Genomic DNA, 23,575 nt, shown 5'->3' on the forward strand with positions numbered 1-23,575 from the left:
CCCGGGGCCGATGTTGGTGGGCAAGAAGGCGGTGGTGACGGGTGGCGCGCACGCCATCGGCGCCGCAATCGCACGGGCCTATGCGAGTCATGGCGCCCAGGTGCTTGTTGTCGACGTCGACACCGAGCCTGTCGCGGACATCGAATTCGATTCCACAGCAGGTGGTTCGGTTGCGAGTTTGTCCTACGACGTCCGCAGGGCCGAAATTCCGCAGGAGCTGATCGACTTCGCACCGGACATTCTGGTGAACAACGTCGGCCACTTTCTGGCACCGCCGCAAACCTTTTCAGCCACGACGCCGGCGTTCTGGTCGGACATGGGCAATATCAACTTCGACCAGGTTCTGCGCCTGACACATGCCCTGCTTCCCGGCATGATCGAACGCGGCGCAGGCGGATCGATCCTGAATCTGACCACCGTGGAAGCGCATCGGGCAATCCCGGGACACACCGTGTACTCGGCGTACAAGGCCGCGCTGACGCAGTTCACCAGAAGCCTCGGCGTCGAGATTGGTAGAACAGGCGTGCGCGTCAACGCAATTGCGCCCGATCTCATCGAATCCGTGCAGGTGCCGTACCGGTCGATCGTGGCCGCCGACGACTGGGCCAAGTGGCCGCAGTGGGCACCGTTGGGTGGTCCGGGGCAACCAGTGGATATCGCCGGGCCGGCACTGTTTCTTGCATCAGATCTGGCAAGGTACATCACCGGCACCGTCATCCACGTCGACGGTGGCTCCCACGCCGCGGGCGGTTGGTTCCCCACCGAAGAGGGTGGTTGGACCAACCGCCCCCGAAAGGCTTGACCCATGACAACTTTGAGTCTCAACGTTCCGAACTTCGGCACTACGTTGGCAGCGGATTCCTACGGGAAACTGGTTCAGGTCTGCCAAAGCGCGGAGTCAGCCGGGTTCGATCGAGTCCTGGTCACCGATCACGTCGTGATGGGTTCGGACAACTCCGCATACACATGGTCGGCGTTTCCCACCGAGCCGGACGCGAATTGGCTCGAACCCTTGAGCGTGCTGGCTTTTGTTGCCGGACAGACTACAACGATTCGACTGGGCACTGGCATCGTGATCGCGGCGTTGCGCGGGGGAGCCGTGCTGGCCAAGACCGCGGCGACCATCGACCTTCTCTCGCGGGGCCGCTTGGATCTCGGAGTCGGAACCGGCTGGCAGCAACGTGAATACGACGCTGCGGGCATGGACTTCGGCAAGCGCGGACCGCTTCTCGACGACGCATTGGCGATCTGCCGGGCACTGTGGACTTCGGCACCGGCGAGCATCGACACACCCCGCCTGAAGTTCGACGACGTGTACTGCGCGCCTCGGCCGGCCACTGGAATCCCGATCTGGGTGTCCGGTTCGTTGTCGAAGGCCGTCGTGCGGCGTGTCGCAACCTGGGGTGACGGGTGGATTCCGATCATGGGCGCCACCAACGACGACCTGCGAGAGGGTGGAGCGCTCATCCGTAAGGCGATGGCGGATCTCGGACGGGATGCGTCGACCCTGGACATTCGTGGACGTCTGACGATTGTCAGGGCGTCGGACGGATCGATCGACCTACATGCGACGATGCTCGGGGCCGAAGAACTTGTCGAGGCCGGCGCGACCGATGTGCTGGTGGCACTGGGAGCGCTCGACCCGAACCCGGACGAGGCGTTGGCCGTATTCGGGGAACTGGCATCTGCCTTCACATCCGTAACCACGTAGTGTCTAACGAACGCTAGTAAATACTCGCTGGTCAAGCCCGAGGAGACGCATACATGACCGAGACCACCGCCACCTTGTCGAGCCTGGAATCTCTCCTCGACTCCCGAATCAGTTGCCGGGCATACGAGGATCGTCAGGTTCCTCGCGAGGTCGTCAACGAGATCCTGCGGCTCGCGCAGAAGACCCCGTCCTGGTGCAACACACAGCCGTGGCAGGTGGCAATCACGGAAGGTGAGGGGACCGAAAGGTTCCGGGCCGGTCTGGGCGCCTATGTCATGGCCAATCCACAGGAGTCCGATTTCGAGTTCCCGCGTGAGTACCAGGGTGTCTACAAGTCGCGCCGGTTCGATTGCGCGATGGCGCTGTATTCGAGCGTAGGTATCGAACACGGTGATCGTGCCGGGTCCGGTGCGCAGACCATGAAGAACTTCGAACTCTTCGGCGCTCCCCACGTCGCCATCATCACCACGGACGAGGCATTGGGGACCTACGGGGCCGTCGATTGTGGGCTTTACGTCAACAGCTTTCTCCTCGCTGCTCAAAGCCTTGGCGTCGCGACGATCCCGCAGGCGGCACTTGCCGGTTGCTCCAAGTTCATCCACGAGCACTTCGGCATCGACGACACCCGCAAGGTCGTGTGCGCGATCTCCTTCGGATACGCGGACACGGAACACCCCGTGAACGGGTTCCGCACAGCCCGCGAGGACGTCGACAACGTCGTGCAGTGGATGTCGAACTGATCACCTGCTCGGAGCGGGATTGAGTGTTGGGCAGGCGGACCTGAGAGACTGGTCCGCATGTCCGACACCCCCGAAATGTTCGATCGACTCCGCCGCTTTCCCGACATCGAGGCACCCAATCTATTTGCTGTCGATGCGGCTGATCGGCTGATCCTCGACGAGGCGGCCGACGCCCTTGCGGCGGCGCCGTCGGGATCGGTAGTTGTTGTCGGCGATCACTACGGAGCGTTGACGGCCGGAGCGGTTCTCGAGCACGGCCGGTCCGAGGTGCGTGTCTACCAGGACCCGCTCACCGGCGAACTGGCGTTGACGAACAATGCCCGCGAACTCGGATTCACCGAGCGCTACACATCGCACGGACTGGGCGAAGCCCTGCTGCGCGGCGCTCGCGTTGTCCTCATGCAGTTGCCGCGCAGCCTCGCCGAGCTGGGGGAGATCAGCCAGCTGATCGCGCTGCACGCCGATCCAGAGGTACGCGTCTTCGCAGGCGGGCGCGACAAGCACATCACCCCGGCCATGAACAAGGTTCTCGCAGAGTCCTTTTCGGCGGTAAGCGCGTCGCGAGGCCGGCAGAAGTCCCGGGTTCTGCGGGCCGCTGAGCCGAAGGCCGACGTCGCCGTCACGTTCCCGATGACCGAGTGGCTCGACGAATTCGGTCTCGACGTGGTTGCACACGGAGCGGTGTTTGCCGGTGCGAGTCTCGACATCGGAACCCGGTTGTTGCTCGAGAATCTGGGCAAGATCGACATCACGCCCCGCGACGTCGTAGACCTGGGCTGTGGCAGTGGCATTCTGGCGACAGCGATCGCGCTGAAGTTCGCAGACGCGCAGGTCGTTGCCACGGACCAGTCGTCGGCGGCCGTGGCGTCGTCGATCGCCACGGCGTCGGCCAACGGTGTCGGAGATCGAGTGCGCGGCCTGCGTGACGACGCGATGAGCACTCTGCCCGACGCCAGCGTCGACCTTGTCCTCCTGAACCCGCCGTTCCACGTCGGTGCCGCCGTTCATACCGGTGGTGCACTCAAGCTGTTCGAGGCAGCAGGTCGGGTACTGCGCCCGGGCGGGCAGCTATGGACCGTGCACAACGCCCACCTGGGATACCGGGAACCGTTGAAAGCAGCAGTCGGTGAGAGTCAAGCGATGGCGAAGAATGCAAAGTTCATCGTCATGCGATCGATCAAAGCGTCCTAGTATCGGGAACTGTTGACCCGCCGGAAACCTGCCGGGAACTACGGCGAATGCTCCGACGTTGTAAATTACGAGTGCTTTACTTTTGTAAGTACACGGACCGGTCGGAAACTCGGATCCGTTCGGCGAACCCGCGACGCACCCGTCGCAGGTCACCACGATGAAGGGATGATCACGGTGCGCACCACCAGCAACCCGGTGTTCCGCAATCTGCCCAAGCAAGAGGGCAACGGATACGCCTCGTTCGGATCTGCGACGGCGGGCGCCTCGCAGGTCACCCAGCAGTTCGGTCAGCCGCAGTACGCTCCGGCCGAGCCTTACCAGACCGGGCCCACCTCACGGGCGATGACAATTGACGACGTCGTCACCAAGACGGGTATCACCCTCGGTGTGCTGTCGTTGTCGGCACTGCTGTCGTACTTCCTCGTCAACAACAACACGGACCTCGCAGGCCCGTTGGTTATCGGCGGCGGCATCGTCGGTCTTGTGCTGGTCCTGGTTGCCACCTTCGGCCGCAAGATGGACAACCCGGCCATCGTGCTGGCCTACGCCGTCGCTGAAGGTCTGTTCCTCGGCGCATTGTCGTTCATGTTCACCGACGTGCAGTTCAACGGCGTCGGAGGACCGACTCTGATCGCTCAGGCCGTCCTCGGCACGTTCGGCGTGTTCTTCGGAATGCTCGTGGTCTACAAGACCGGCGCGATCCGCGTGACACCGCGTCTGACTCGCATGATCATCGGCGCACTGATCGGCGTCGTGGTTCTGGCTCTGGGTAACCTCGTCGCCAGCTTCTTTGTCGACGGCGGTCTCGGCCTGCGCGACGGTGGCACCTTCGCCATCATCTTCAGCCTCGTCTGCATCGGTATCGCAGCCTTCAGCTTCCTGCTCGACTTCGATTCCGCTGATCAGCTGATCCGCGCTCAGGCTCCCGAGAAGGCAGCCTGGGGCGTCGCTCTCGGCCTCACCGTCACCTTGGTCTGGCTGTACGTCGAGATCCTGCGCCTGCTGAGCTACTTCAGTCGCGACTGACAACTCCTACAAATCGAATGGCCTCCGCAATGTTGATGCGGAGGCCATTCGTTTGTCATAGCGCGTTCTGTCGACGCCTGCTCGCGAAGAACCACGCCGCAGGGCCGACGATGGGCAGGATGACGGCGAGGGCAGACCATCCGATTTTTGCGACCGGATCGGCATCGGACCTCACGATGGACACCACCGCAGTCACCGTGAGAATGATCCACAAGAGCATGAACACGGACCAGGCGATGTCGAAACCGATCGGCACCGTCGGATTGTGAGTCTCTTCATTCACGTCGTACTCCTCCATTCCCGCTCCCGTCCCCGTAGACGAGTCCAGGGAGGCACTGGCATTAACCGTATAGACAGGGTCTCCCTCCTTCGGACAAACCGAGTTTGACTGTGTGTCATGTCTGAAAAGAAGGTTTGGTTCATTACCGGCGCTGGTCGAGGAATGGGTGTCGACATCGCCCAAGCCGCGCTCGCCGCCGGACATTCGGTCGTCGCGACGGGACGAAACGCGGACCGGGTCGAGAAGGCTATCGGTGCACATGAGGAGCTACTCGCCGTTGCTCTCGATATCACCTCAACCGAAGCGGCGCAGGCGGCAACTGCGACTGCGGTCGAACGATTCGGTCGAATCGACGTGTTGGTCAACAACGCCGGAAATTTCTACGCCGGTTACTTCGAGAACATCAGTCCTGAACAGTTCCGGGCGCAGATGGAAACCAATTTTTTCGGCCCGCTCAACGTGACTCGTGCTGTCCTCCCCGTCATGCGGCGCCATCGCAGAGGTCAGGTCATCACCATCACGTCCACTGCCGGTCTGATCGGTCAGGAGTTCTGCGCCGCCTACGCCGCATCGAAGTTCGCTCTCGAAGGGTGGATGGAGTCTCTGCGCTTCGATCTCGAGCCGTACGGCATCAGCACGATGGCTGTAGAGCCCGGATTCTTCCGGACGGAACTGTTGGTCGAAGGCTCGTCCACGATCTGGCCGGAGCTCGAGATCGAGGACTACGCGGAACGTACTGCACAGACGATCGAGGCGTGGAAGAGCATGAACGGACAGCAGGGCGGCGACCCCAAGAAGCTCGCCCGAGCTCTCGTTACTCTTTCCGACTCGGAGACATTGCCGCTGCGATTCGTCGCCGGCGCGGACGCGATTAGCGGAGTCGAGCAGAACCTTGCCGTCATTTCGGCCCAGCTCGATGCGAACCGCGACCTTTCGGAATCTCTGTCCTACGACTCCTGACAACTTCTTTTGTCGGTGCGGCCGGGTTACGGTGCTTGGACCTAGCAGTTGCTTGGTTTCCCGTAGATGAAAGGCGTGCGTATATCCATGTCGACACCGGTACTCGTTTCGGACAACGGATCCGTACGGACAGTGACGTTCAACAAACCGGAGCGACTCAACGCTTTTGATGCCGCAGGCTTCCGGGCTCTGACCAAAGCGCTCGACGACGCGGCCGCAGATTCAAGCGTCGCGGTGGTGGTGATCGAGGGTGCGGGCAAGGCGTTTTCGAGCGGAGTGGACCTGCGCGCGCTCTCCGCACCTGGGGCGGACACCGCTGATTTCGGACACGCATTTGCTCCTTTGATCGTGGCGCTGGTGGAGTTCCCGAAGCCGCTCGTCGCTGCCGTGCACGGCGCCGCTGTCGGCATCGGTCTGACGATGCTGCTCTTCTGCGACGTCGTCTACGTTGCCGACGATGCTCGGTTGCGTGCCCCGTTCACATCACTCGGAACGGCGCCAGAGGCGGCAAGTAGCTGGATGCTGCCCAAGGTGATCGGCGCGCAACGTGCGTCCGAACTTCTGTTGACGGCCAGGTGGCTGAGCGGAAAAGAAGCAGCCGAGATCGGCATTGCGGTCGCGGCAGTTCCGGCTGATCAGCTACATCCCCGAGCGATGGAGGCTGCGTCGCAGATCGCGGGCAATATCGGACCCGCAGTCCTGGCCGCGAAAAAGCTACTGCGCCAAGGATGGTCGGAGGAAGCCCGAGCGGCGGTCCAACGCGAAGACGATGCCGCGCGCGAGCTGATCCGCGAGTTGGGAAGTTTTGCTCAGAAATTCACGACTACCTGAAAACGGCCGCCCGGCAGAAGCCGGGCGGCCGTTTTCGACGTGCTCAGGAGATCAGCTGAGGCGCTCGATCACCATTGCCATGCCCTGTCCGCCGCCGACACACATGGTCTCGACGCCGAAGGTCTTGTCCTGCTCGCGCAGGTTGTTGATCAGGGTGTTGGTGATACGTGCACCGGTCATACCGAAGGGGTGGCCGAGTGCCAGTGCACCGCCGGAGATGTTGAGCTTGTCCTCGTCGATGCCGAGCTCACGAGCAGATCCGATGACCTGGACCGCAAAAGCCTCGTTGATCTCGAACAAGTCGATGTCGGAAATCGACTTGCCCGCGAACTTCAGGGCGTTCTTGACGGCCTGGATCGGGCCGAGGCCCATGATCTCGGGGGACAGACCCGAGACGCCGGTGGAGACGATGCGGGCGAGGGGCGTCAGGCCCAGAGCCTTGGCCTTGGTGTCGGACATGATCACCAGAGCGGCAGCGCCGTCATTGAGCGGGCAGGCGTTGCCTGCGGTGACGGTGCCGTCGGGACGGAAGACGGGCTTGAGGCCGCTGATGCCTTCGTAGGTGGTGCCGGCGCGCGGGCCGTCATCCTTGGAGACGACGGTGCCGTCCGCGAGGGTGACCGGGGTGATCTCACGCTCGAAGAAGCCACGGTTGATGGCTTCCTCTGCGCGGTTCTGGCTGCGAACAGCGAAGCGGTCCTGATCTTCGCGGCTGATGCCGGTAGCGGAGGCAACGTTCTCTGCCGTCTGGCCCATGCCCAGGTAGACGTCGGGGAGCAGTCCCTCTTCGCGAGGATCGGTCCAGGCGACTCCACCTTCGGCGAGCTTGGCGCTACGCGCCTGCGCTGCGTCGAAGAGCGGGTTCTTGGTGTTCGGCAGGCCGTCTGCGTTGCCCGTGACGAAGCTGGAGACGGACTCGACGCCGGCGGAGATGAAGACGTCGCCCTCGCCTGCGCGGATGGCGTGCAGTGCCATCCGGGTGGTCTGCAGCGACGAGGAGCAGTAACGGTTGACCGTCACGCCGGGGAGGAAGTCGTAGCCCAGCTGAACTGCGACGACGCGGGCGATGTTGAAGCCCGACTGTCCGGCAGGCTGACCGCAACCCATGATGAGGTCGTCGATCTCGGTGGGATCGAGCTCGGGGATCTTCGCCAGCGCGGCTGCAACCATCTGGGTGGCGAGGTCATCGGGGCGGATGTCCTTGAGCGAACCCTTCATTGCGCGGCCGATGGGCGACCGTACTGCTGAGACGATTACTGCCTCGGGCATGAAAACTCCTTTTGTGTACTGCGTGGTCGGCGCAGACGACTGCGCGACGAGCAGGGCAAGATGAATGCAGCTTCGACTGCCAATTTACGTTGCCGACCCGAAAACAGGGGCACGGAGTCTCACTCAGTCGTCGCCAAGCTCCTGTACTGCGGGTTTCGGGTGGCCGATCCACCCAACGCGGTGCAGAGCAGTGGATACGCGGGCAGCCATCGTCTGTGCCTGTGCGGCGTCCGAGATCTGGGGGAGATCGGGGAGTGGTCCGCCAGTCCATTCGCCTAACGCCGCAGCGAGCACCGGCACGATCTGGCGGGCCGCGAGCTCGTAGCCGGCCGCCGACGGGTGGAACCGATCAGCCGAGAACATCGTGTCAGGCGAAGCGAGGAATTCTTTTGCGAGCAGATCGGCCAGCGGAACAGGATGCCCACCCGCAGCTCTTGTCGCCGACGCCTGCGCTGCCGCCAGACGATGTCCCCACTCGCGTACGACGGTTCGCAGCGGTTGTGGGATCGCGGTGACCACCCCCAGATCGGGACACGTGCCGACCACGACGACGGCGCCGCTCTCACGCAAGCGCCGTACTGCGTCACCGAGACGCCTGGCCGATGCTCGAATAGCGTTCTTGGCAGTCACGTCGTTTGCGCCGATCAGGATCACCGCCGCGTCCGGCGCCGCCCCGGCAATGAACATGGCGTCGACCTGGCCACTCAAACCGCGCGACGTGGCGCCGCCGATAGCCTTGGTGCTCAGGCGGATTCGCTTCCCGGTCTCCTCCGAGAGGAGTTTTGCGATCCGTACCCCCGGTACCTCGTCCGCCGTCACGGCGCCAACACCAGCGGCTGACGAATCGCCGAAAATCATCAGATGGAGGTCGAACGGAACGCCGCGCCACCACCGCTCCGGTGCGTCGATGCCCGGCGAATACACACCGTCCGCTTCGGGTGGTTTGGAGACATTGCGTCCGATCAAGCCGCGTGCGGCACCGGCCTGCGACATCAGGTACTGGTACGCCAACCACGTCGCCGTGCCGGCGCTCGACCCGGCCACCACTGTGGCCACCGACGCTTTCACTCCGGTCCGACTCACAGTGGTCAATCTAGCCGGATCGCCGCACCTTCGCCCGACGTCTACGCGCAGCGATTCGCCGGATCTGGGAACATGGAGCGATGCGCATCGCGGAACACGTCGTAGACCTCATCGGCAACACCCCACTCGTCAAACTCACGTCCGTCACGGGCGAGAACTACGGCACTGTGGCAGCCAAGGTCGAATACCTCAACCCGGGCGGAAGCTCCAAGGACCGTATCGCCGTCAAGATGATCGACGCGGCGGAAGCCTCCGGAGAATTGAAGCCGGGCGGCACCATCGTCGAACCGACGTCAGGCAACACCGGAATCGGTTTGGCGCTCGTCGCTCAGAAACGCGGATACAAGTGCGTGTTCGTCTGCCCCGACAAGGTCAGCGAAGACAAGCGAAACGTTCTGCGTGCTTACGGAGCCGAGGTAGTCGTCTGCCCCACAGCCGTCGCACCCGAGCACCCCAACAGTTACTACAGCGTCTCCGATCGGCTCACCCGTGAGATCCCGGGTGCCTGGAAGCCCAACCAGTACTCCAACCCGGGCGGACCGGCAAGCCACTACGAGACCACCGGCCCCGAGATCTGGGCAGACACCGACGGCAAGATCACGCACTTCGTCGCCGGCGTCGGCACCGGTGGAACCATCACCGGCACCGGCCGCTACCTCAAGGAGGTGTCGGGCGGCAAGGTCAAGGTTGTCGGCGTCGACCCCGAAGGTTCCGTCTACTCCGGCGGCACGGGTCGTCCGTACCTGGTCGAAGGTGTCGGCGAAGATTTCTGGCCCACGGCTTACGATCCGTCCATTCCGGACGAGATCATCGCCGTGTCGGATGCGGACTCCTTCGAGATGACGCGTCGTCTGGCCCGTGAAGAAGGCCTGCTGGTCGGTGGATCGTGCGGCATGGCTGTCGTCGCGGCACTCGAGGTCGCCAAGCGCGAAGGCCCCGACGCACTTGTTGTCGTACTCCTTCCCGACGGTGGCCGCGGCTACCTGTCCAAGATCTTCAACGATCAGTGGATGGCGTCGTACGGCTTCCTGCGGACTCCGCTCGACGGCAAGGCAAACGTCCCCACCGTGGGCGACGTGCTGCGCGGAAAGTCGGGTGAACTGCCCGATCTCGTGCACACGCACCCGTCGGAAACCTTGCGTGACGCCATCGAGATCCTGCGTGAATACGGTGTGTCACAGATGCCGGTGGTTGGTGCCGAACCGCCCGTCATGGCAGGTGAGGTGGCCGGCAGTGTCACCGAACGTGATCTGCTCAGCGCAGTCTTCGAAGGCCGTGCGCAACTTGCCGATTCGGTCGAAAAGCACATGAGTGCGCCGTTCCCGCTCATCGGATCGGGCGAGCCGGTCTCGGCCGCGACCAAGGCACTCGGCGATACTGACGCCCTCATGGTCGTCGACGACGGTAAGCCCGTCGGTGTCATCACCCGCCACGACCTTTTGGGATTCCTCAGCGCCGGATCGTGAGACATCCGAGTTTGTCCCCCGGAAGGTAGGGTCAGCGCCCATGGGGGACAAACTCGTCGGATATATCGGTGTTCTTGCGGCAGTGCTGGTGACAACGGCGTGTAGTTCGACGGTTGCCGGCACTCCGCAAGCAGCATCGGGGGCAAAGGTAGCGGTGTCGACTAGCGCCCCGTCTGGGAAGTCGACTACCACCAAAACGGCGCCGACGACGGTTAGGCCGACGGCATCGCTCGCTCCGGCCTTCTCAGGCTCGGTGAAATGCTCGACCCTCATGCCGGCAGTCCGTGACATCGTCGAACCGTACGGCGCCCCCAACGACATGCCGAACGGGTGCATCTGGATGGACGGCGGCAGGTCCATCGCCATCACGTCCTTTACGATGACCAACTCGCAGAGTACGCGCGACACGATGGCACAAAGTGGATACGACCTGCAGGACCCGCGACTGAGAAGTTTGGGTGCGGTTGCCAAAGGTGGTCTGACGATCACTGTTCTCTCACCCGAACACATGACCATGGTGATGTACAGCCCCGACCTCACCGAGACCGCCGCGTTGGATGCGGCAATCAGAGTCGTGGAGTTGGTCGAGAACTGACACAGCCGCCCTGCATCGGCGAGGTGGCTACTAGTCTGGTGGGCATGAGCGAGCAACGCAGCAAGGCCGACAACATCAGCTGGCAGGGTTTCTCCACGAAAGCGGTACACGCGGGCTACGAGCCCGATCCGCTGACCGGTGCCGTCAACGTTCCGATCTACGCGAGTTCGACCTTCGCGCAAGACGGTGTGGGTGGGATGCGCAGTGGATTCGAGTACGCGCGCACGGGCAATCCCACTCGTCGACCGCTCGAAGCGAACCTGGCGGCACTCGAATCAGGTAGCTACGGTCGGGCTTTCAGCTCGGGCATGGCTGCCACTGACTGCCTCCTCCGATCCGTTCTGCGCCCGGGTGACCACCTCGTCATCCCCGACGACGCTTACGGCGGAACCTTCCGACTCATCGACAAGGTGTTCACACAGTGGGGCATCGAGTACACCCCGGCTCCGGTCTCGGACGTCGACGCGGTACGCGCAGCGATGCGACCCAACACCAAGCTGGTGTGGGTGGAAACACCCACGAACCCATTGCTCAACATCGGTGACATCGAACTCCTGGCCGAGGTTGCGCACGAGGGCAATGCAAAGATCGTGGTGGACAACACCTTTGCATCGCCGTACTTGCAGCAGCCCTTGCAGTTGGGCGCCGACATCGCTCTGCACTCCACTACCAAGTACATCGGTGGACACTCCGATGTTGTCGGTGGCGCACTGGTCTGCGACGACGAAGAGCTCGACCACGCTTTCGCGTTCCTGCAGAACGGTTCCGGCGGCGTTCCCGGTCCGTTCGACGCCTTCCTCACGCTGCGCGGCATCAAGACACTGGCATTGCGGATGGAGCGTCACAGCGACAACGCCGAAAAGGTTGTCGAACTGCTCGACGGGCACCCCGCCGTCGCGAGCGTCATCTACCCGGGTCTCGCCTCGCATCCGTCGCACAAGGTTGCGGCCAAGCAGATGCGGCGATTCGGCGGCATGATCTCCGTGCGGCTCAAGGGTGGCAAGGCTGCTGCTCTCGACTTGTGCTCACGCACCGAAATCTTCACGCTCGCAGAATCTCTCGGCGGCGTCGAATCGCTCATCGAGTTCCCGGGCGCTATGACCCACGCGTCGACGGCCGGTTCGGCGCTCGAAGTTCCCGACGACCTGGTCCGTCTGTCGGTTGGTATCGAAGATGCCTCCGACCTGGTCGGTGATATCGAGCAGGCGCTGGCGTAACTCTGTGCTGTGCGCCTTTGTCAACCGCGGGCGGTTGACAAAGGCGCACAGTGTCAGTCGTCCGGCCACCCCGCCAGGGTGGTGACCCGGAACTCCTGATCGACCAGGCGGGCCGGGCGATCCAGCTTGTGCAGCCAATCGATGGCGGAGCCGCTCATTCCTACGGCTACCCGGCTCAGTGCTGCTGCCTCCGCACAGGATTCGGCTATCACCGATACCGTGCGCCACATCGATGTTGCCGTCGATTCCCGGGCAAGCGGCTTGACGGTGCTGGCCGTCGCGATGCCGCACCCGGAAGGAACGGCAACCTGACACGTGGGGTCACCCGGGAGATCTTGAACCTGAATCTGCCAGCCGCCTTCCGGCGACGGTCCGGCCACGGCTATGTCTCCGCCCAAGGCAACGAGAACCCCGCAGCCGAGAAGTTGGGCTGTGGTTGCGGCGCAATGGTCAGCCGAACTGGCGCGCGCAGTGGCGGATAGATCGAGGACAACGTCGGCCGGGCTGAACACCCGGTTGCTCTCGACGCGGATCTTCCACCAGGAGTGTGGATCTCGCGAGCCTGCCGTTGGGGTGAGTTTGCCGTCGGTGAGGCGCGCGATCGCGAGTGCGTCCGTGAGGAAATGCGCAAACATCGGCGTTATGGGGGCGCCGTCGACCTCGAGAGCCGGGCCGGATCCGAATGTGCGGATCTCGGAGTCTGCGCGATCGCGATTGGTGGCCGCGTCGGCAGCGCTCAGATAACCCCGCACGAGACTGGCGGCGGAGGCGAGGGCACCGGGATCGGTGACGACTACGCGGGCCTGGACGCCCCAGGTGAGCCATTCGGTTGCGGCGCGTGGTGCGTTCACGAACCGTTCGAGACGGCGTCCGGAACTCCGAACCCGCTGGCTACGACCAGTCGTGATGCGGCCGCATGCTTCGAGGTGGTGTCGGTGGAGATGGCCGTCGTGGTGGAACTGTCGGTGGGGTTGGAAACGAGGGATAAGCCACCACTTGCGATGGCGCCCGCAACAGCCGTCGCAGCAAGCGCGAGGTGAACGGGTCGGTATGCCGAGGTGCGAGCCCGAGTGGGCCGTGTCCGATCGTCGCTCATGTCCACAGCCTGCCCGCCGAACCTGAGAAAAGCCTTGGGGTATGTGGTCATTTGGGTAACGTCTGACGTGATAAATGAGACATTGGTTACAGGTTGGTGTGCCACCGGGGATATCGAATGCATGTTCGAAACCCTAGGCGGTGCCACCGACAGGTTCGGCCGGCTCGTGGATCGATCAGTTACCGGAGGTTTTTGATGGCAGTGAGTGTCCTGGCGATCACTGTGTCGATCGGTACTGCACTGGGGGTGATAGGAGCAACACTGGGGACGCCCGCAGTGGCGAATGCAGCTCCCGCCGCGGAAATCTCACTCGCGGCCTGGGGCGGGCCGGTGCGAGCACAAGAGAATCCGGAAGGGCTTGTGCCCTCGGTGCCGTCCAATTTTCCCGGTGCTGCTCTGGCGCCGGTTGGCGCGGTCGCGGTATTTGCTCCGTGGGTCAAGAAAGCGGGCGCAATCTGCCCGGAGATCACGCCGGCGGTGGTGGCATCTCTGTATTCGACGCGCAGTGGCTTTCAATACGGCCCCGGCGCAGAAGTGTCGGACGAGGGTGGGCGCGGACCTGGCCGATTCACCACAGCAGCGTGGACGGCGTACGGCAAGGACGGCGACGGCGACGGCAAGATGGACATCTTCGGTGTCGCAGACCCCGTGATGACGTCCGGCTACCGACTGTGTGAACTGGTGAAGCAGGCCCAGTCGTGGCAGCAATCAGGGGAGGTCCAGGGCGATACCGTCGAACTGGCGCTGGCAGCCTACGACGTCGGGCCCGAGGCAGTGCGGGCAGCGCACGGCGTTCCGCAGGATCAGACTGCGGCACCCTTCGTCGCGCAGGTCACGTCCTTGCAGGATTCCTTTGCCCTGATGCTTGCGCCGTTCAATTACAACAATCTTGCGGCCGCGGTAGGCGGTGTAGTCCAAGCCGGACTGAAATTCCTCGGACTGCCGTACGTGTGGGGCGGAGGAAACATCAACGGTCCGTCGATGGGCGGGTTCGACTGCTCGGGACTGACGTCGTACGCCATCCACGCCGCAACCGGGATCACTTTGCCACGCACGTCGGAAACCCAATGGGGTGTCGGCGTCGAGATTCCCCTCGATCAAGCGCAACCAGGTGATCTGCTGTTCGGAAACTGGCAGGCAGGCGGCCCCGGACACGTCGCGATCTACGTCGGAAACGGGCAGATGCTGCATGCGCCGACCTTCGGCGACGTAGTGAAAGTCGGTCCGATCTTCGCCGGTATGAAGGCGCGACGAGTGATCTAGGCAAGAAAAAACGTCGCCCGGACGAGCAGGTCCGGGCGACGTTTGTTTCGTGTGTAACCGATCAGCTGTGGTACGGCTCCGCGCTAACGAGGGTGACCTTCATGGTGCCGCCGTTAGGCAGGTTGTACTCGCGAGTCTCGCCTTCCTTGGCCTCGAGAAGTGCGCTACCCAGCGGAGAGTTGGGGGAGTACACCTCGAGCTTGGCGTCACGCGCGCCCTCTTCGCGGGTTGCGATCAGGAAGGTCTCGGTGTCGCTCTCGTCGCCGTCGTAGTACACCTTCACTACCGAACCCGGGAGTGCAACACCGGACTGAGTGGGTGCTTCGCCGACCTTTGCGCTGTTGAGCAGATCCTGAAGCTGGCGGATACGAGCTTCCTGCTGCCCCTGATCCTCACGTGCAGCGTGGTAGCCGCCGTTCTCCTTCAGATCGCCCTCTTCGCGACGCTCGTTGATCTCGGCGGCGATGATGGGGCGGTACGCGATGAGCTGGTCGAGTTCCTTCTTGAGCCTGTCATGTGATTCCTGCGTAAGCCAGGTCACCTGGGTCTCGGTCATCTCGATCACTCCCTAGTAGTCGGAGCCGGGGGCTCCCTCGACAGATCACTGCGACAGCACTGAACTCACTGCAACAGCAATAAACAACGGCTCGAACGCGCCTGGGCTAGGCGTGATCTTGCCGTCAGCGCTGCGCTCGACGCCAACCTGGCCGTCAATGCAGCAATACACGGTTCCACCCGGAACCGTGTACCAAGCAATTCTATCACGCAGGACTACCCGCCCTGTCGGAACTCAAACGTCGGGCAGGGCGGGTAGTAGGCGCAGTCAGTTTTTGGTCAGATACTCCGGGACGTCGAGGCTGCATCCGAAGACGTCGGCCATGCCTGGTGGGAGGGACGTTTTGATCTCGGTGTTGAACTCCAAGGTCTGGTACGTCGTAGCCGGAACGTAAACCTCGCGTCGACCGGTTTCGGATCCGCCCTTGGAGCGGGCGCGAACGATGCACACAGCTTCCTGGCTCGGATCGTCACGCGTGACGGTGAACCGGATCTTCATGGTCGAGTCGTCGGCGATGTCGTACGAGATCGTCTCGGTCGTGATCTCTTTCACCGAGAATTTGGTGTATCCGACGTAGGCGATACCGGTGCCCACAACGATGACGAGGGCGGTCAGAGCCCACACGATCCACTTCTTGGAACCGCCCGTGCGAGTCGCGCTCGGGTACCGATCTTGGGGAAGCGTATTACTCATCACTCTGCTCTCGAAGACTCGAGTTCGTGTTCTACGCAACCGCGGACTGGGGTCATGGCTGCATCAGGAACTCTCGGGTGGAACTATAGAGGACGCGCCCACTGGCGCTGCCGGTAGGTTTGACGGCAAGAGTTCGGAGCAGACGCCGGTAACGGCTACAGGTGAAGTTGAGGTGAACGAACACGTGAGCGGATTCCGGCTCATGGCCGTCCATGCCCATCCCGACGACGAGTCGAGCAAGGGTGCGGCCACCACCGCCCGTTATGCAGCCGAAGGCCATGAAGTGATGGTCCTGACGCTCACCGGGGGTGAACGTGGCGACATTCTCAACCCGGCCATGGATGTCCCCGGCGTCCGCGACCGCATCAGCGAGGTGCGCCAGGAAGAAATGGCGGAAGCTGCGCGGATTCTGGGCGTCAAGCACCGCTGGCTGGGCTTCGTCGACTCGGGCCTGCCCGAGGGTGATCCGTTGCCGCCGCTTCCGGAGGGCTGCTTTGCGCTGGTGCCGCTCGAGGAATCGACGCGCGCACTCGTCAAGGTGTTCCGCGAATTCCGTCCGCACGTCATCACGACGTACGACGAGAACGGTGGATACCCGCACCCCGACCACATTCGGTGTCACGAGGTGTCGATGGCTGCGTACGAAGCGGCTGCCGACCCGGAATATCATCCCGAGGACGGCGAACCGTGGGAGATCAAGAAGGTCTATTACTCGCACGGCTTCATCCGTAAGCGTCTCGAACTCTTCCAGGAGGAGTACGAGCGCCGCGGCGAGCCGTTCCCCATGGCGGATTGGCTCAAGAAGGGGAAGACCGAGCGCGGTGACATGATGGTCCGGGTCACCACCCAGATCGCCTGCGGCGATTACTTCCCCCAGCGCGACGACGCTTTGCGTGCGCATGCGACGCAGATCGACCCCAATGGTTCGTTCTTTGCGGTGCCGCTCGATATTCAGCAGAAGATCTGGCCCACAGAAGAATTCGAACTCGCGAAGACGCGGGTTTCTACGTCCATCCCGGAAACCGACCTGTTCGCAGGTCTTGAAGAGGACGTCTGAAAGTGAATGCACTGTCCGCCGAGTTGGTAATCGGCACAACACAATTGCTTGCACAGAGCCCGAGTAACCCCTCCGGGCCCGAGTTCGGCAAGTCGTCGCCGGTCGGACTGGTTGTCGTCTTGGCATTGTTCATCGGTGTGATCCTGTTGGTCGTGTCGATGAACCGTCAGCTCAAGAAGTTGCCGGAAACTTTCGAACCCGAACACCCGGAAGCCGATCAGCAGTTGGATGAAGGAACGGATCGTGGTGCGATCGCCACGCCGGAAACGGATGCCGGCGACGCATCAGCCGAGAAGACTCCCAAGCACGATTCCTGACGCGAGCGAGGTAGGGCACATGGACCCACGGATGAAGAACAATCTGGGTGGGTCCACCAGTCCCTACCTTCGTCAGCACGCCGACAATCCGGTCCACTGGCAGCAGTGGGGGCCGGAGGCCATGGAGTGGGCACGCGAACGTAACGTGCCGATTCTGTTGTCGATCGGATACTCGGCGTGCCACTGGTGCCACGTGATGGCCCACGAATCGTTCGAGAACGGCGACATCGCGGCGGTCATGAACGACAACTTCGTCTGTGTGAAGGTGGACCGCGAAGAGCGGCCTGACATCGACGCCGTCTACATGAATGCGACGGTCGCGATGACCGGTCAGGGTGGCTGGCCGATGACGTGTTTCCTGACTCCTGACGGTTCGCCGTTCTACTGCGGCACGTACTACCCGCCGGCGCCGCGCGGTGGAATGCCTTCGTTCATACAGCTTCTCGAAGCGATTGCCGAGACATTTGCCAACCGTCGCGGCGAGGTCGACGATGCTGCGTCGTCGATCGTGACGGAGTTGGCGCGCGCGTCGGGTGGAATCCCGTACAGCGGTGCGCCGATCGATGCCGCGCTCCTCGACGCAGCGGGCCAGGCAGTATTGGCGGATGAGGACCTGCCCCGCGGCGGTTTCGGCGGTGCCCCGAAGTTTCCGCCGTCCGCGTTGCTCGAAGGACTGCTGCGGCAGTTCGAGCGGACCGGTTCGAACAATATTCTCGGTGGACTGCAGCGCACTGGTGAAGCCATGGCGCGCGGCGGCATCTACGACCAGTTGGGCGGCGGTTTCTCCCGTTACTCCGTCGACGCGGAGTGGGTGGTTCCGCATTTCGAGAAGATGCTCTACGACAATGCGCTGCTGCTCCGGTTCTATGCGCACTGGGCACGTCGGACGGGTTCCGAGTTGGCAGCCCGCATCACGGAGGAAACCGCAGGATTTATTCTCGGCGATCTGCGAACCGAAAACGGCTGCTTCGCTTCGGCTCTGGACGCGGACACCAACGGCGTCGAAGGATTGACCTATGTGTGGACGCCCAGCCAGCTGATCGATGCGCTCGGCGAGGACGACGGACGGTGGGCGGCAGAGTTGTTCCGCGTCACCGACGACGGAACCTTCGAAGAAGGTGCATCGGTGTTGCAGTTGCTCAGCGATCCCGACGATTGGTCGCGCTGGCAGAAGGTTTCCGACGCACTGCGCGCAGTGCGAAAAGACCGTCCGCAGCCTGGCCGAGACGAAAAAGTCGTGACCGCATGGAACGGGCTCAGCATCACCGCCTTGACGGAAGCCGGGCTTGCACTGAATCGACCCGAATGGATTGACGCTGCACGGGTGTGCGCGCACACCCTTCTCGGCCTGCATCTCGTTGACGGCAGATTGCGCCGCGCATCTCTCGGTGGCGTTGTCGGTGAGCCCGCCGGGGTCCTCGAGGACTACGCAGCCCTGGCCACCGGACTCCTCGCGCTGTACCAGGCAACCGGGGAATCGGAGTGGCTCGACACCGCCCGGCAGTTGCTCGACCTCACTCTCGATCATTTTGCCGACCCAGCCGAGCCCGGAAGTTGGTTCGACACAGCAGATTTTGCCGAAAGCTTGGTGACCCGACCCCGCGATCCGATGGACGGCGCAACACCGTCGGGAGCGTCAACTGTCACGGAGGCGCTGTTGACGGCGGCTGCGCTCACCGAGCCCGAGCGCGCCTCTCGCTATGCCCAAGCCGTATCCGACTCCCTTGCACGCGCATCGTTGCCGCTCGAGCGTGCTCCGCGCTCGGCCGGGCATTGGCTTGCGGTGGCGGAAGCGTCGCTGCGCGGGCCGATCCAGGTAGCTGTTGTGGGTGACGGTGATCTGCTGGACGCGGCCCGTCGCCTCGCCCCCGGCGGCGCCGTGATCGTCGCAGGTGAGCCGGATTCCTCACCGCTGCTGGCAGATCGGCCTCTGGTCGACGGCGCTCAAGCGGCCTACGTCTGCCGAGGCTTCGTCTGTGACCGCCCGGTCACAGACGAAGCAGGCTTGGCGCTTGCGCTGGCGCAGTAACCTGGTCAGGACTTGGCGTGCCGCTTTGCCAACATCCAGCGCGAGATCTTCATGTCGCGCGCCTTCCGCTCGATGGTCAGTAGATCCAGTGGTGCGCTGAACTTCTGAACTGCCATCGATTTGACGCTGCTGAACTCGCGCAGTCCGTCTGCCCCGTGGATGCGGCCGAATCCGGAATCGCCGACACCGCCGAACGGGAGGGCGGCGATTCCGGCAAATCCGAGAACCGAATTGACGGTGACCACACCACATTCGAGTTTCTCGGCAATTGCCCGTCCCTTTGATGTGCTCTTCGTGAACACCGACGCGCCCAATCCGTACTTCGACGCGTTGGCGCGCTCGATGCCTTCGTTCATGTCGGCAACCTTGTTCACCACGACGCTCGGTCCGAACGTTTCCTCGGTGACCGCGGTGGAATCTTCCGGTACGTCGGTCAGGACGATCGGGTCGATGAACGGGCCGCGGAAGGACTCGAGGCCGCCGAGAACAGCTTTGGCTCCTCGGCCGAGCGCGTCTTCGATCTGACCTCGCACGATCGCCGTCTGCTTGCCCAGCGTCATGGGGCCGTAGGTCGAACCGGCGCGGGCATCGCGCAGCGCCGCAGTGAGTTTCGACAGGAAGGCGTCGTAGGCCGGGGCGGCGACGTAGATGCGCTCGACACCGGCGCAGGTTTGTCCGGCGTTGCCGACCGCACCGAATGCCGCGAAGGCTACGGCGGCATCAAGATTGGCGTCGGAATCCACCAGCATGGCGTCCTTGCCGCCGCACTCGGCAACCAGGGGAGTCAGGGTATCGGCGCAGGCAGCCATGACGCGTTTTGCGGTGGCCGTCGAGCCGGTGAACGCAATTTTGTTCACCCCGGACGAGCACAGCAGTGCGCCGGTCTTGCCGTCGCCGGTAATCGTCTGGAGGACAGGGTATCCGGGTGCGGCGAGGTTCCACAGCCGAGCCAGTTCGACGCCGACGCCTGGTGAGAGTTCGCTTGGCTTGAAGACGACGGCGTTGCCGGCGGCCAGTGCGTACCCGATCGACCCCATCGGTGTGTACAGCGGATAGTTCCACGGACCGATTACACCGACGACGCCCATCGGCCGATAGCCGACGGAAGCGGATTGGTTGGCGCTGATCAAGCCTGCACCGACGCGTCTGCGGCGCAACACCTTCTGTGCGTTGCGGGCGGCCCAGTCGAGATGTTCGACTGCCAACATCACTTCGAGTAGCGCGTCGTCGCTCGGCTTTCCGGTTTCGGTGGAGATGATCGACGCCATCGAATCCGCATGGGAGGCAATGGCAGCCCGGAAGTCACCGAGGACTTTCTTTCGCCCTGCAAAACCGAGTTGATCCCACCACGCCGCTGCGGTGTGTGCTGCGGCCACGGCCTTGTCGACCGCCTGCTGATCGGCGACGGGGTACTGCGCGATCACGGTGTCATCGCGAGGGTCGAGGCTTGCGAAGGTGGGATCGCCTGACGTCGGATCTGTGGACGTGCTGTGTCGGCCGAGCTGTTCGGTCATATTTCTCAGATCCTCCAGGAGTCGACGCATCACATATATGTGATGTGATTTACTGTGCTGGTAGTCACAGTATGCGTCGGACGGAGCTCCGACAAGCCTCCAGCCATTTCTCACCCGGGAGTTTTCGATGCACATGGATTTCACGCAGGAGCAGTCTGATTTTGCCAAGTCGGTGGCCGCGTTCTGCAAGAAGGAAAGCGGTACGCGCGAGCAGCGAGACCTGCTGACCGATCACGGAGCGCACAACCACAATCAGGCGTACTACGAGAAAATGGCGGAACTGGGATGGCTTGGACTGACCGTGCCGGAGGAGTACGGCGGATCGGCCGGCAGCACGGTTGACCTGTGCATCTTCCTCGAGGAAGCGGCCAAGGGGATGGCGCCGATCGGCGGACTCGGCCCGACGGTCATCACGGGGGCGGCGTACGAGAAGTTCGGCAGTCCGGCGCAGAAGGAAGCGGTACTCGGCGGCATCGTCCGAGGGGCTTCGCAGTCGATCTCGATGTCGGAACCCGAGGCGGGCTCGGACGTCGGTAACTTGAGTTGCCGTGCCGAGAAGGTCGACGGTGGATGGCTGATCAACGGACAGAAGACGTGGTGCTCCAATGCGCACTTCGCCGAGAACATCCTGCTCGTCGCGCGTACGTCGAGAGGTGAGGGCAAGCACGAGGGCCTGACGATGTTCCACGTTCCGGCAGATATTTCCGGCCTGAAGATCAGCGGAATCGACACGATGGGCGGCAAGGAGGTCAACGACCTCTACTTCACCGACGTCCTGCTGCCTGACGACGCTGTGGTCGGCGAGGTCGGCAACGGCTGGCGTCAACTCATGGCGGGGCTCAATATCGAACGGCTCATCCTGGCGGCGATGATGCTCGGAACGGCGCAGCGGGCTTTCGATGACACCCTCGAATTCATCACCACCCGTAAGCAATTCGGGCGTCCTGTCGGTTCGTTCCAGGCGCTTCGGCACCGCGTCGCGGATCTGGCTACGGAGATCGAATGCGGCCGACTGCTGGTCTACAGCGTCGCCAGGATGGTCGACGCCAATCCGACGAAGATGTTCCCGCGCGAGGCGTCGATGGCAAAACTGAAGCTCACCGAAACCGCCAAGAAGGTTGCGCTCGAGGGCATGCAGATGATGGGCGGGTACGGTTACGCCACGGAATTCGACATGGAGCATCATGTGCGAAAGACTCTGGTGTCTTCCATTTATGGTGGTACCAACGAGATTCAGCGAGACATCATCGGCAAAACGTACGGACTGTGAGGATCGGTTGTGGCAACGTCTGCACGCACTCGGAGGGTGACGTCTGAGCTGAGGAGACGGCCACAGCTGTCCGAGGATGTGGCGAACCATGTTCGCAACCTCATCATGTCCGGGGAGGTTCGTCCGGGCGAGTTCGTTCGCCTCGACGAAACCGCAGCCGACCTCGGGGTCAGCGTCACGCCAGTTCGGGAGGCTCTGGTCGCGTTGCGCGGCGAGGGGATGGTCGAGTTGGTTCCCCACCGTGGCTATCTGGTATCGCCGCTCAGTCGCCAGGACATCGAAGACATCTTCTGGTTGCAGGGGCAGATTGCGGTCAAATTGGCGTTGCGGGCCGCTGACAAGATCACCGCTGACCAGCTTGCAGAGTTGGTCGAGCTCAATGCCGATTTACGGGCAGCGGTCGACGCGTCGGATGCGGCTGCGATCGAGCAGTGCGAATTCCAATTTCACCGCCTGATCAATCTTGCTGCGGGCGGGGCAAAATTGGCGTGGTTCCTGTTCGGTGCAATCCGCTACACCCCGGCGCGGCTGTACGCGACCGACGCGGGCTGGGGTGAGCTTGCGGTGTCGAGCCACGACAAGTTGATCGAGGCGTTCGAGAAACGAGACCTCGAGCAAGTGGACGCGCAGATGCGAGTTCAGTTCTCCGACGGTGCCGCTCGTCTGCTCGCCCACCTCGACAACATCGGCCTCTGGGACTGAGCTTCGAGTAGGGCCCTCAGGACGGCGGCATTGCCGGAGCGAGCAGGATCGCCGCACATTCGGCAACCAGTTCGTCTTCCGTGACGTCGATGTATCCGTCGAGCCATGCGCTCAGCGTTTGAGCGAGGCCGCCGACCAGGAAGGTTGCCGTCAGCGTCAGCTGGCCGCTGTCGCCGAGTCGGTAGAAGCTCTTGGCGTTGGCGGCGAGGAGACCGATGAATACCGTGGTCGACGCCCGGCGTTTCTCGACGAGGAGCGGGCTTGTGAGCGCGCTCGAGAAGAGTAGTCGCCCGCGCCTTGGGTCGCGGGCAACGGTGCGGACGATGTTGGCTATGGCCGCCACTGCCTTGTCTCGTTCGGCGTCGGCCGCGTCCACTGCTGCCTGGGTGGAGACGGCGATATCCGTGATGACCGTGTCGTACACCGCGGAGATCAGAGCGTCGCGGTCGGTGAAGCTCTCGTAGAAGTACCGGGCAGCTACACCAGCCTGTTTGCACACCCCACGCACTGTCAGTTCGGGTTCGGCTGATCCCATCAGTTCGAGCCCGGCTTCGATCAGCGTCTCGCGGCGCGCAGCGACGCGGAGGGCGCCGTCGACGCCACCGTACAAACGCGGTTGGTCATTCATGTAGACCATCTTGGCATCTCGAAGCTATTGACATCGTGAGGTTTCAGCGCTTCACTCATCTGAGAACACGCGTTCGCAGAT

Annotated in this window: 25 protein-coding genes; 16 read left to right on the forward strand and 9 right to left on the reverse strand. The window is 63.0% G+C overall.

Annotated elements, in window-relative coordinates; genetic code table 11:
• Window positions 1–10 precede the first annotated feature (10 nt).
• From R4P64_RS20240 to R4P64_RS20260, 5 genes are all read left to right on the forward strand, one after another.
• On the forward strand, window positions 11–802 hold the full coding sequence (locus R4P64_RS20240; RefSeq protein ID WP_317822551.1) for an SDR family oxidoreductase: 792 nt from the start codon (window positions 11–13) through the stop codon (window positions 800–802).
• A 3-nt stretch (window positions 803–805) separates the two neighbouring features.
• Window positions 806–1,711 (forward strand): TIGR03619 family F420-dependent LLM class oxidoreductase, encoded by a 906-nt coding sequence (locus R4P64_RS20245; RefSeq protein WP_317822416.1) that lies wholly within the window; start codon window positions 806–808, stop codon window positions 1,709–1,711.
• Window positions 1,712–1,764: 53 nt separating this feature from the next.
• Window positions 1,765–2,451, forward strand: a complete 687-nt coding sequence (locus tag R4P64_RS20250; RefSeq protein WP_141486289.1) for a nitroreductase — start codon at window positions 1,765–1,767, stop codon at window positions 2,449–2,451.
• Between the two features lie 57 nt (window positions 2,452–2,508).
• On the forward strand, window positions 2,509–3,642 hold the full coding sequence (locus tag R4P64_RS20255) for a class I SAM-dependent methyltransferase (protein WP_317822417.1): 1,134 nt from the start codon (window positions 2,509–2,511) through the stop codon (window positions 3,640–3,642).
• Window positions 3,643–3,816: 174 nt separating this feature from the next.
• Window positions 3,817–4,668 carry a Bax inhibitor-1/YccA family membrane protein gene (locus R4P64_RS20260; RefSeq protein WP_317540927.1) on the forward strand — a complete coding sequence of 284 codons (852 nt, stop codon included), beginning with the start codon at window positions 3,817–3,819 and terminating at the stop codon, window positions 4,666–4,668.
• A 55-nt stretch (window positions 4,669–4,723) separates the two neighbouring features.
• On the opposite strand, the gene R4P64_RS20265 is transcribed toward R4P64_RS20260, so the two are convergent.
• Entirely contained in the window at window positions 4,724–4,951 is a 228-nt protein-coding gene (locus tag R4P64_RS20265; RefSeq protein WP_233364245.1) for a PLD nuclease N-terminal domain-containing protein, read from the reverse strand.
• Window positions 4,952–5,065: 114 nt separating this feature from the next.
• Between R4P64_RS20265 and R4P64_RS20270 the strand changes: the two genes are divergently transcribed.
• Both R4P64_RS20270 and R4P64_RS20275 read left to right on the forward strand, forming a co-directional pair.
• Window positions 5,066–5,908: an SDR family oxidoreductase gene (locus R4P64_RS20270; RefSeq protein ID WP_317822420.1), complete on the forward strand. Its 843-nt coding sequence runs from the start codon at window positions 5,066–5,068 to the stop codon at window positions 5,906–5,908.
• Between the two features lie 87 nt (window positions 5,909–5,995).
• Window positions 5,996–6,739: an enoyl-CoA hydratase/isomerase family protein gene (locus R4P64_RS20275; protein WP_317822422.1), complete on the forward strand. Its 744-nt coding sequence runs from the start codon at window positions 5,996–5,998 to the stop codon at window positions 6,737–6,739.
• A gap of 51 nt (window positions 6,740–6,790) precedes the next feature.
• Here R4P64_RS20275 and R4P64_RS20280 read toward each other — a convergent pair whose 3' ends face one another.
• Entirely contained in the window at window positions 6,791–8,008 is a 1,218-nt protein-coding gene (locus R4P64_RS20280; RefSeq protein ID WP_033234533.1) for an acetyl-CoA C-acetyltransferase, read from the reverse strand.
• 123 nt (window positions 8,009–8,131) lie between these two features.
• Window positions 8,132–9,100 carry an SGNH/GDSL hydrolase family protein gene (locus R4P64_RS20285; RefSeq protein WP_045069350.1) on the reverse strand — a complete coding sequence of 323 codons (969 nt, stop codon included), beginning with the start codon at window positions 9,098–9,100 and terminating at the stop codon, window positions 8,132–8,134.
• Between the two features lie 71 nt (window positions 9,101–9,171).
• Here R4P64_RS20285 and R4P64_RS20290 point away from each other — a divergent pair, with 71 nt between their 5' ends.
• Genes R4P64_RS20290 through R4P64_RS20300 form a run of 3 tightly spaced genes read left to right on the forward strand, consistent with a single transcriptional unit; the run spans window position 9,172 to window position 12,369 of the window.
• Window positions 9,172–10,557 (forward strand): cystathionine beta-synthase, encoded by a 1,386-nt coding sequence (locus R4P64_RS20290; RefSeq protein WP_033234532.1) that lies wholly within the window; start codon window positions 9,172–9,174, stop codon window positions 10,555–10,557.
• A 40-nt stretch (window positions 10,558–10,597) separates the two neighbouring features.
• Window positions 10,598–11,152 carry a hypothetical protein gene (locus R4P64_RS20295; RefSeq protein WP_317822425.1) on the forward strand — a complete coding sequence of 185 codons (555 nt, stop codon included), beginning with the start codon at window positions 10,598–10,600 and terminating at the stop codon, window positions 11,150–11,152.
• A gap of 44 nt (window positions 11,153–11,196) precedes the next feature.
• Complete coding sequence (locus R4P64_RS20300) at window positions 11,197–12,369, forward strand: cystathionine gamma-synthase (protein ID WP_045069354.1); 1,173 nt, start codon at window positions 11,197–11,199, stop codon at window positions 12,367–12,369.
• 53 nt (window positions 12,370–12,422) lie between these two features.
• On the opposite strand, the gene R4P64_RS20305 is transcribed toward R4P64_RS20300, so the two are convergent.
• Together R4P64_RS20305 and R4P64_RS20310 are read right to left on the reverse strand one after the other, a co-directional pair.
• Entirely contained in the window at window positions 12,423–13,220 is a 798-nt protein-coding gene (locus R4P64_RS20305; RefSeq protein ID WP_287160062.1) for an FAD:protein FMN transferase, read from the reverse strand.
• A complete protein-coding gene (locus R4P64_RS20310; protein WP_239654783.1) occupies window positions 13,217–13,516 on the reverse strand; it encodes a hypothetical protein in 300 nt (99 codons plus the stop codon). Before R4P64_RS20310 ends, R4P64_RS20305 begins: the two co-directional genes overlap by 4 nt.
• A gap of 144 nt (window positions 13,517–13,660) precedes the next feature.
• On the opposite strand from R4P64_RS20310, the gene R4P64_RS20315 reads away from it, so the two are divergent.
• Window positions 13,661–14,728, forward strand: a complete 1,068-nt coding sequence (locus R4P64_RS20315) for a C40 family peptidase (RefSeq protein ID WP_317822428.1) — start codon at window positions 13,661–13,663, stop codon at window positions 14,726–14,728.
• Window positions 14,729–14,789: 61 nt separating this feature from the next.
• Here R4P64_RS20315 and greA read toward each other — a convergent pair whose 3' ends face one another.
• Together greA and R4P64_RS20325 are read right to left on the reverse strand one after the other, a co-directional pair.
• Window positions 14,790–15,284, reverse strand: a complete 495-nt coding sequence (gene greA, locus R4P64_RS20320) for a transcription elongation factor GreA (RefSeq protein WP_033234619.1) — start codon at window positions 15,282–15,284, stop codon at window positions 14,790–14,792.
• Between the two features lie 267 nt (window positions 15,285–15,551).
• Window positions 15,552–15,977: a DUF4307 domain-containing protein gene (locus R4P64_RS20325; RefSeq protein WP_033234528.1), complete on the reverse strand. Its 426-nt coding sequence runs from the start codon at window positions 15,975–15,977 to the stop codon at window positions 15,552–15,554.
• Window positions 15,978–16,161: 184 nt separating this feature from the next.
• Here R4P64_RS20325 and mca point away from each other — a divergent pair, with 184 nt between their 5' ends.
• The 3 genes from mca to R4P64_RS20340 are packed head-to-tail and all read left to right on the forward strand — an operon-like array spanning window position 16,162 to window position 19,380.
• The gene (gene mca, locus R4P64_RS20330) at window positions 16,162–17,034 is read left to right on the forward strand and encodes a mycothiol conjugate amidase Mca (RefSeq protein ID WP_317822553.1); all 873 of its coding nucleotides are present in this window, start codon (window positions 16,162–16,164) and stop codon (window positions 17,032–17,034) included.
• A 2-nt stretch (window positions 17,035–17,036) separates the two neighbouring features.
• Window positions 17,037–17,351, forward strand: coding sequence for a hypothetical protein (locus tag R4P64_RS20335; protein WP_033234527.1), 315 nt, complete (start codon window positions 17,037–17,039; stop codon window positions 17,349–17,351).
• A gap of 19 nt (window positions 17,352–17,370) precedes the next feature.
• Window positions 17,371–19,380 carry a thioredoxin domain-containing protein gene (locus R4P64_RS20340; RefSeq protein WP_317822432.1) on the forward strand — a complete coding sequence of 670 codons (2,010 nt, stop codon included), beginning with the start codon at window positions 17,371–17,373 and terminating at the stop codon, window positions 19,378–19,380.
• Between the two features lie 5 nt (window positions 19,381–19,385).
• Here the strand turns inward: R4P64_RS20340 and R4P64_RS20345 are convergent, their stop codons facing one another.
• A complete protein-coding gene (locus tag R4P64_RS20345; RefSeq protein WP_317822434.1) occupies window positions 19,386–20,894 on the reverse strand; it encodes an aldehyde dehydrogenase family protein in 1,509 nt (502 codons plus the stop codon).
• A 127-nt stretch (window positions 20,895–21,021) separates the two neighbouring features.
• Between R4P64_RS20345 and R4P64_RS20350 the strand changes: the two genes are divergently transcribed.
• Together R4P64_RS20350 and R4P64_RS20355 are read left to right on the forward strand one after the other, a co-directional pair.
• Entirely contained in the window at window positions 21,022–22,164 is a 1,143-nt protein-coding gene (locus tag R4P64_RS20350; protein WP_033234524.1) for an acyl-CoA dehydrogenase family protein, read from the forward strand.
• Window positions 22,165–22,173: 9 nt separating this feature from the next.
• Entirely contained in the window at window positions 22,174–22,866 is a 693-nt protein-coding gene (locus R4P64_RS20355; RefSeq protein ID WP_033234523.1) for a GntR family transcriptional regulator, read from the forward strand.
• 16 nt (window positions 22,867–22,882) lie between these two features.
• Here the strand turns inward: R4P64_RS20355 and R4P64_RS20360 are convergent, their stop codons facing one another.
• A complete protein-coding gene (locus R4P64_RS20360; RefSeq protein WP_317822437.1) occupies window positions 22,883–23,503 on the reverse strand; it encodes a TetR/AcrR family transcriptional regulator in 621 nt (206 codons plus the stop codon).
• Between the last annotated feature and the right edge of the window lie 72 nt (window positions 23,504–23,575).

Source organism: Rhodococcus sp. IEGM 1366, assembly GCF_033142425.1.
In the GTDB taxonomy this organism is placed as follows: Bacteria; Actinomycetota; Actinomycetes; order Mycobacteriales; family Mycobacteriaceae; genus Rhodococcus_F; species Rhodococcus_F globerula.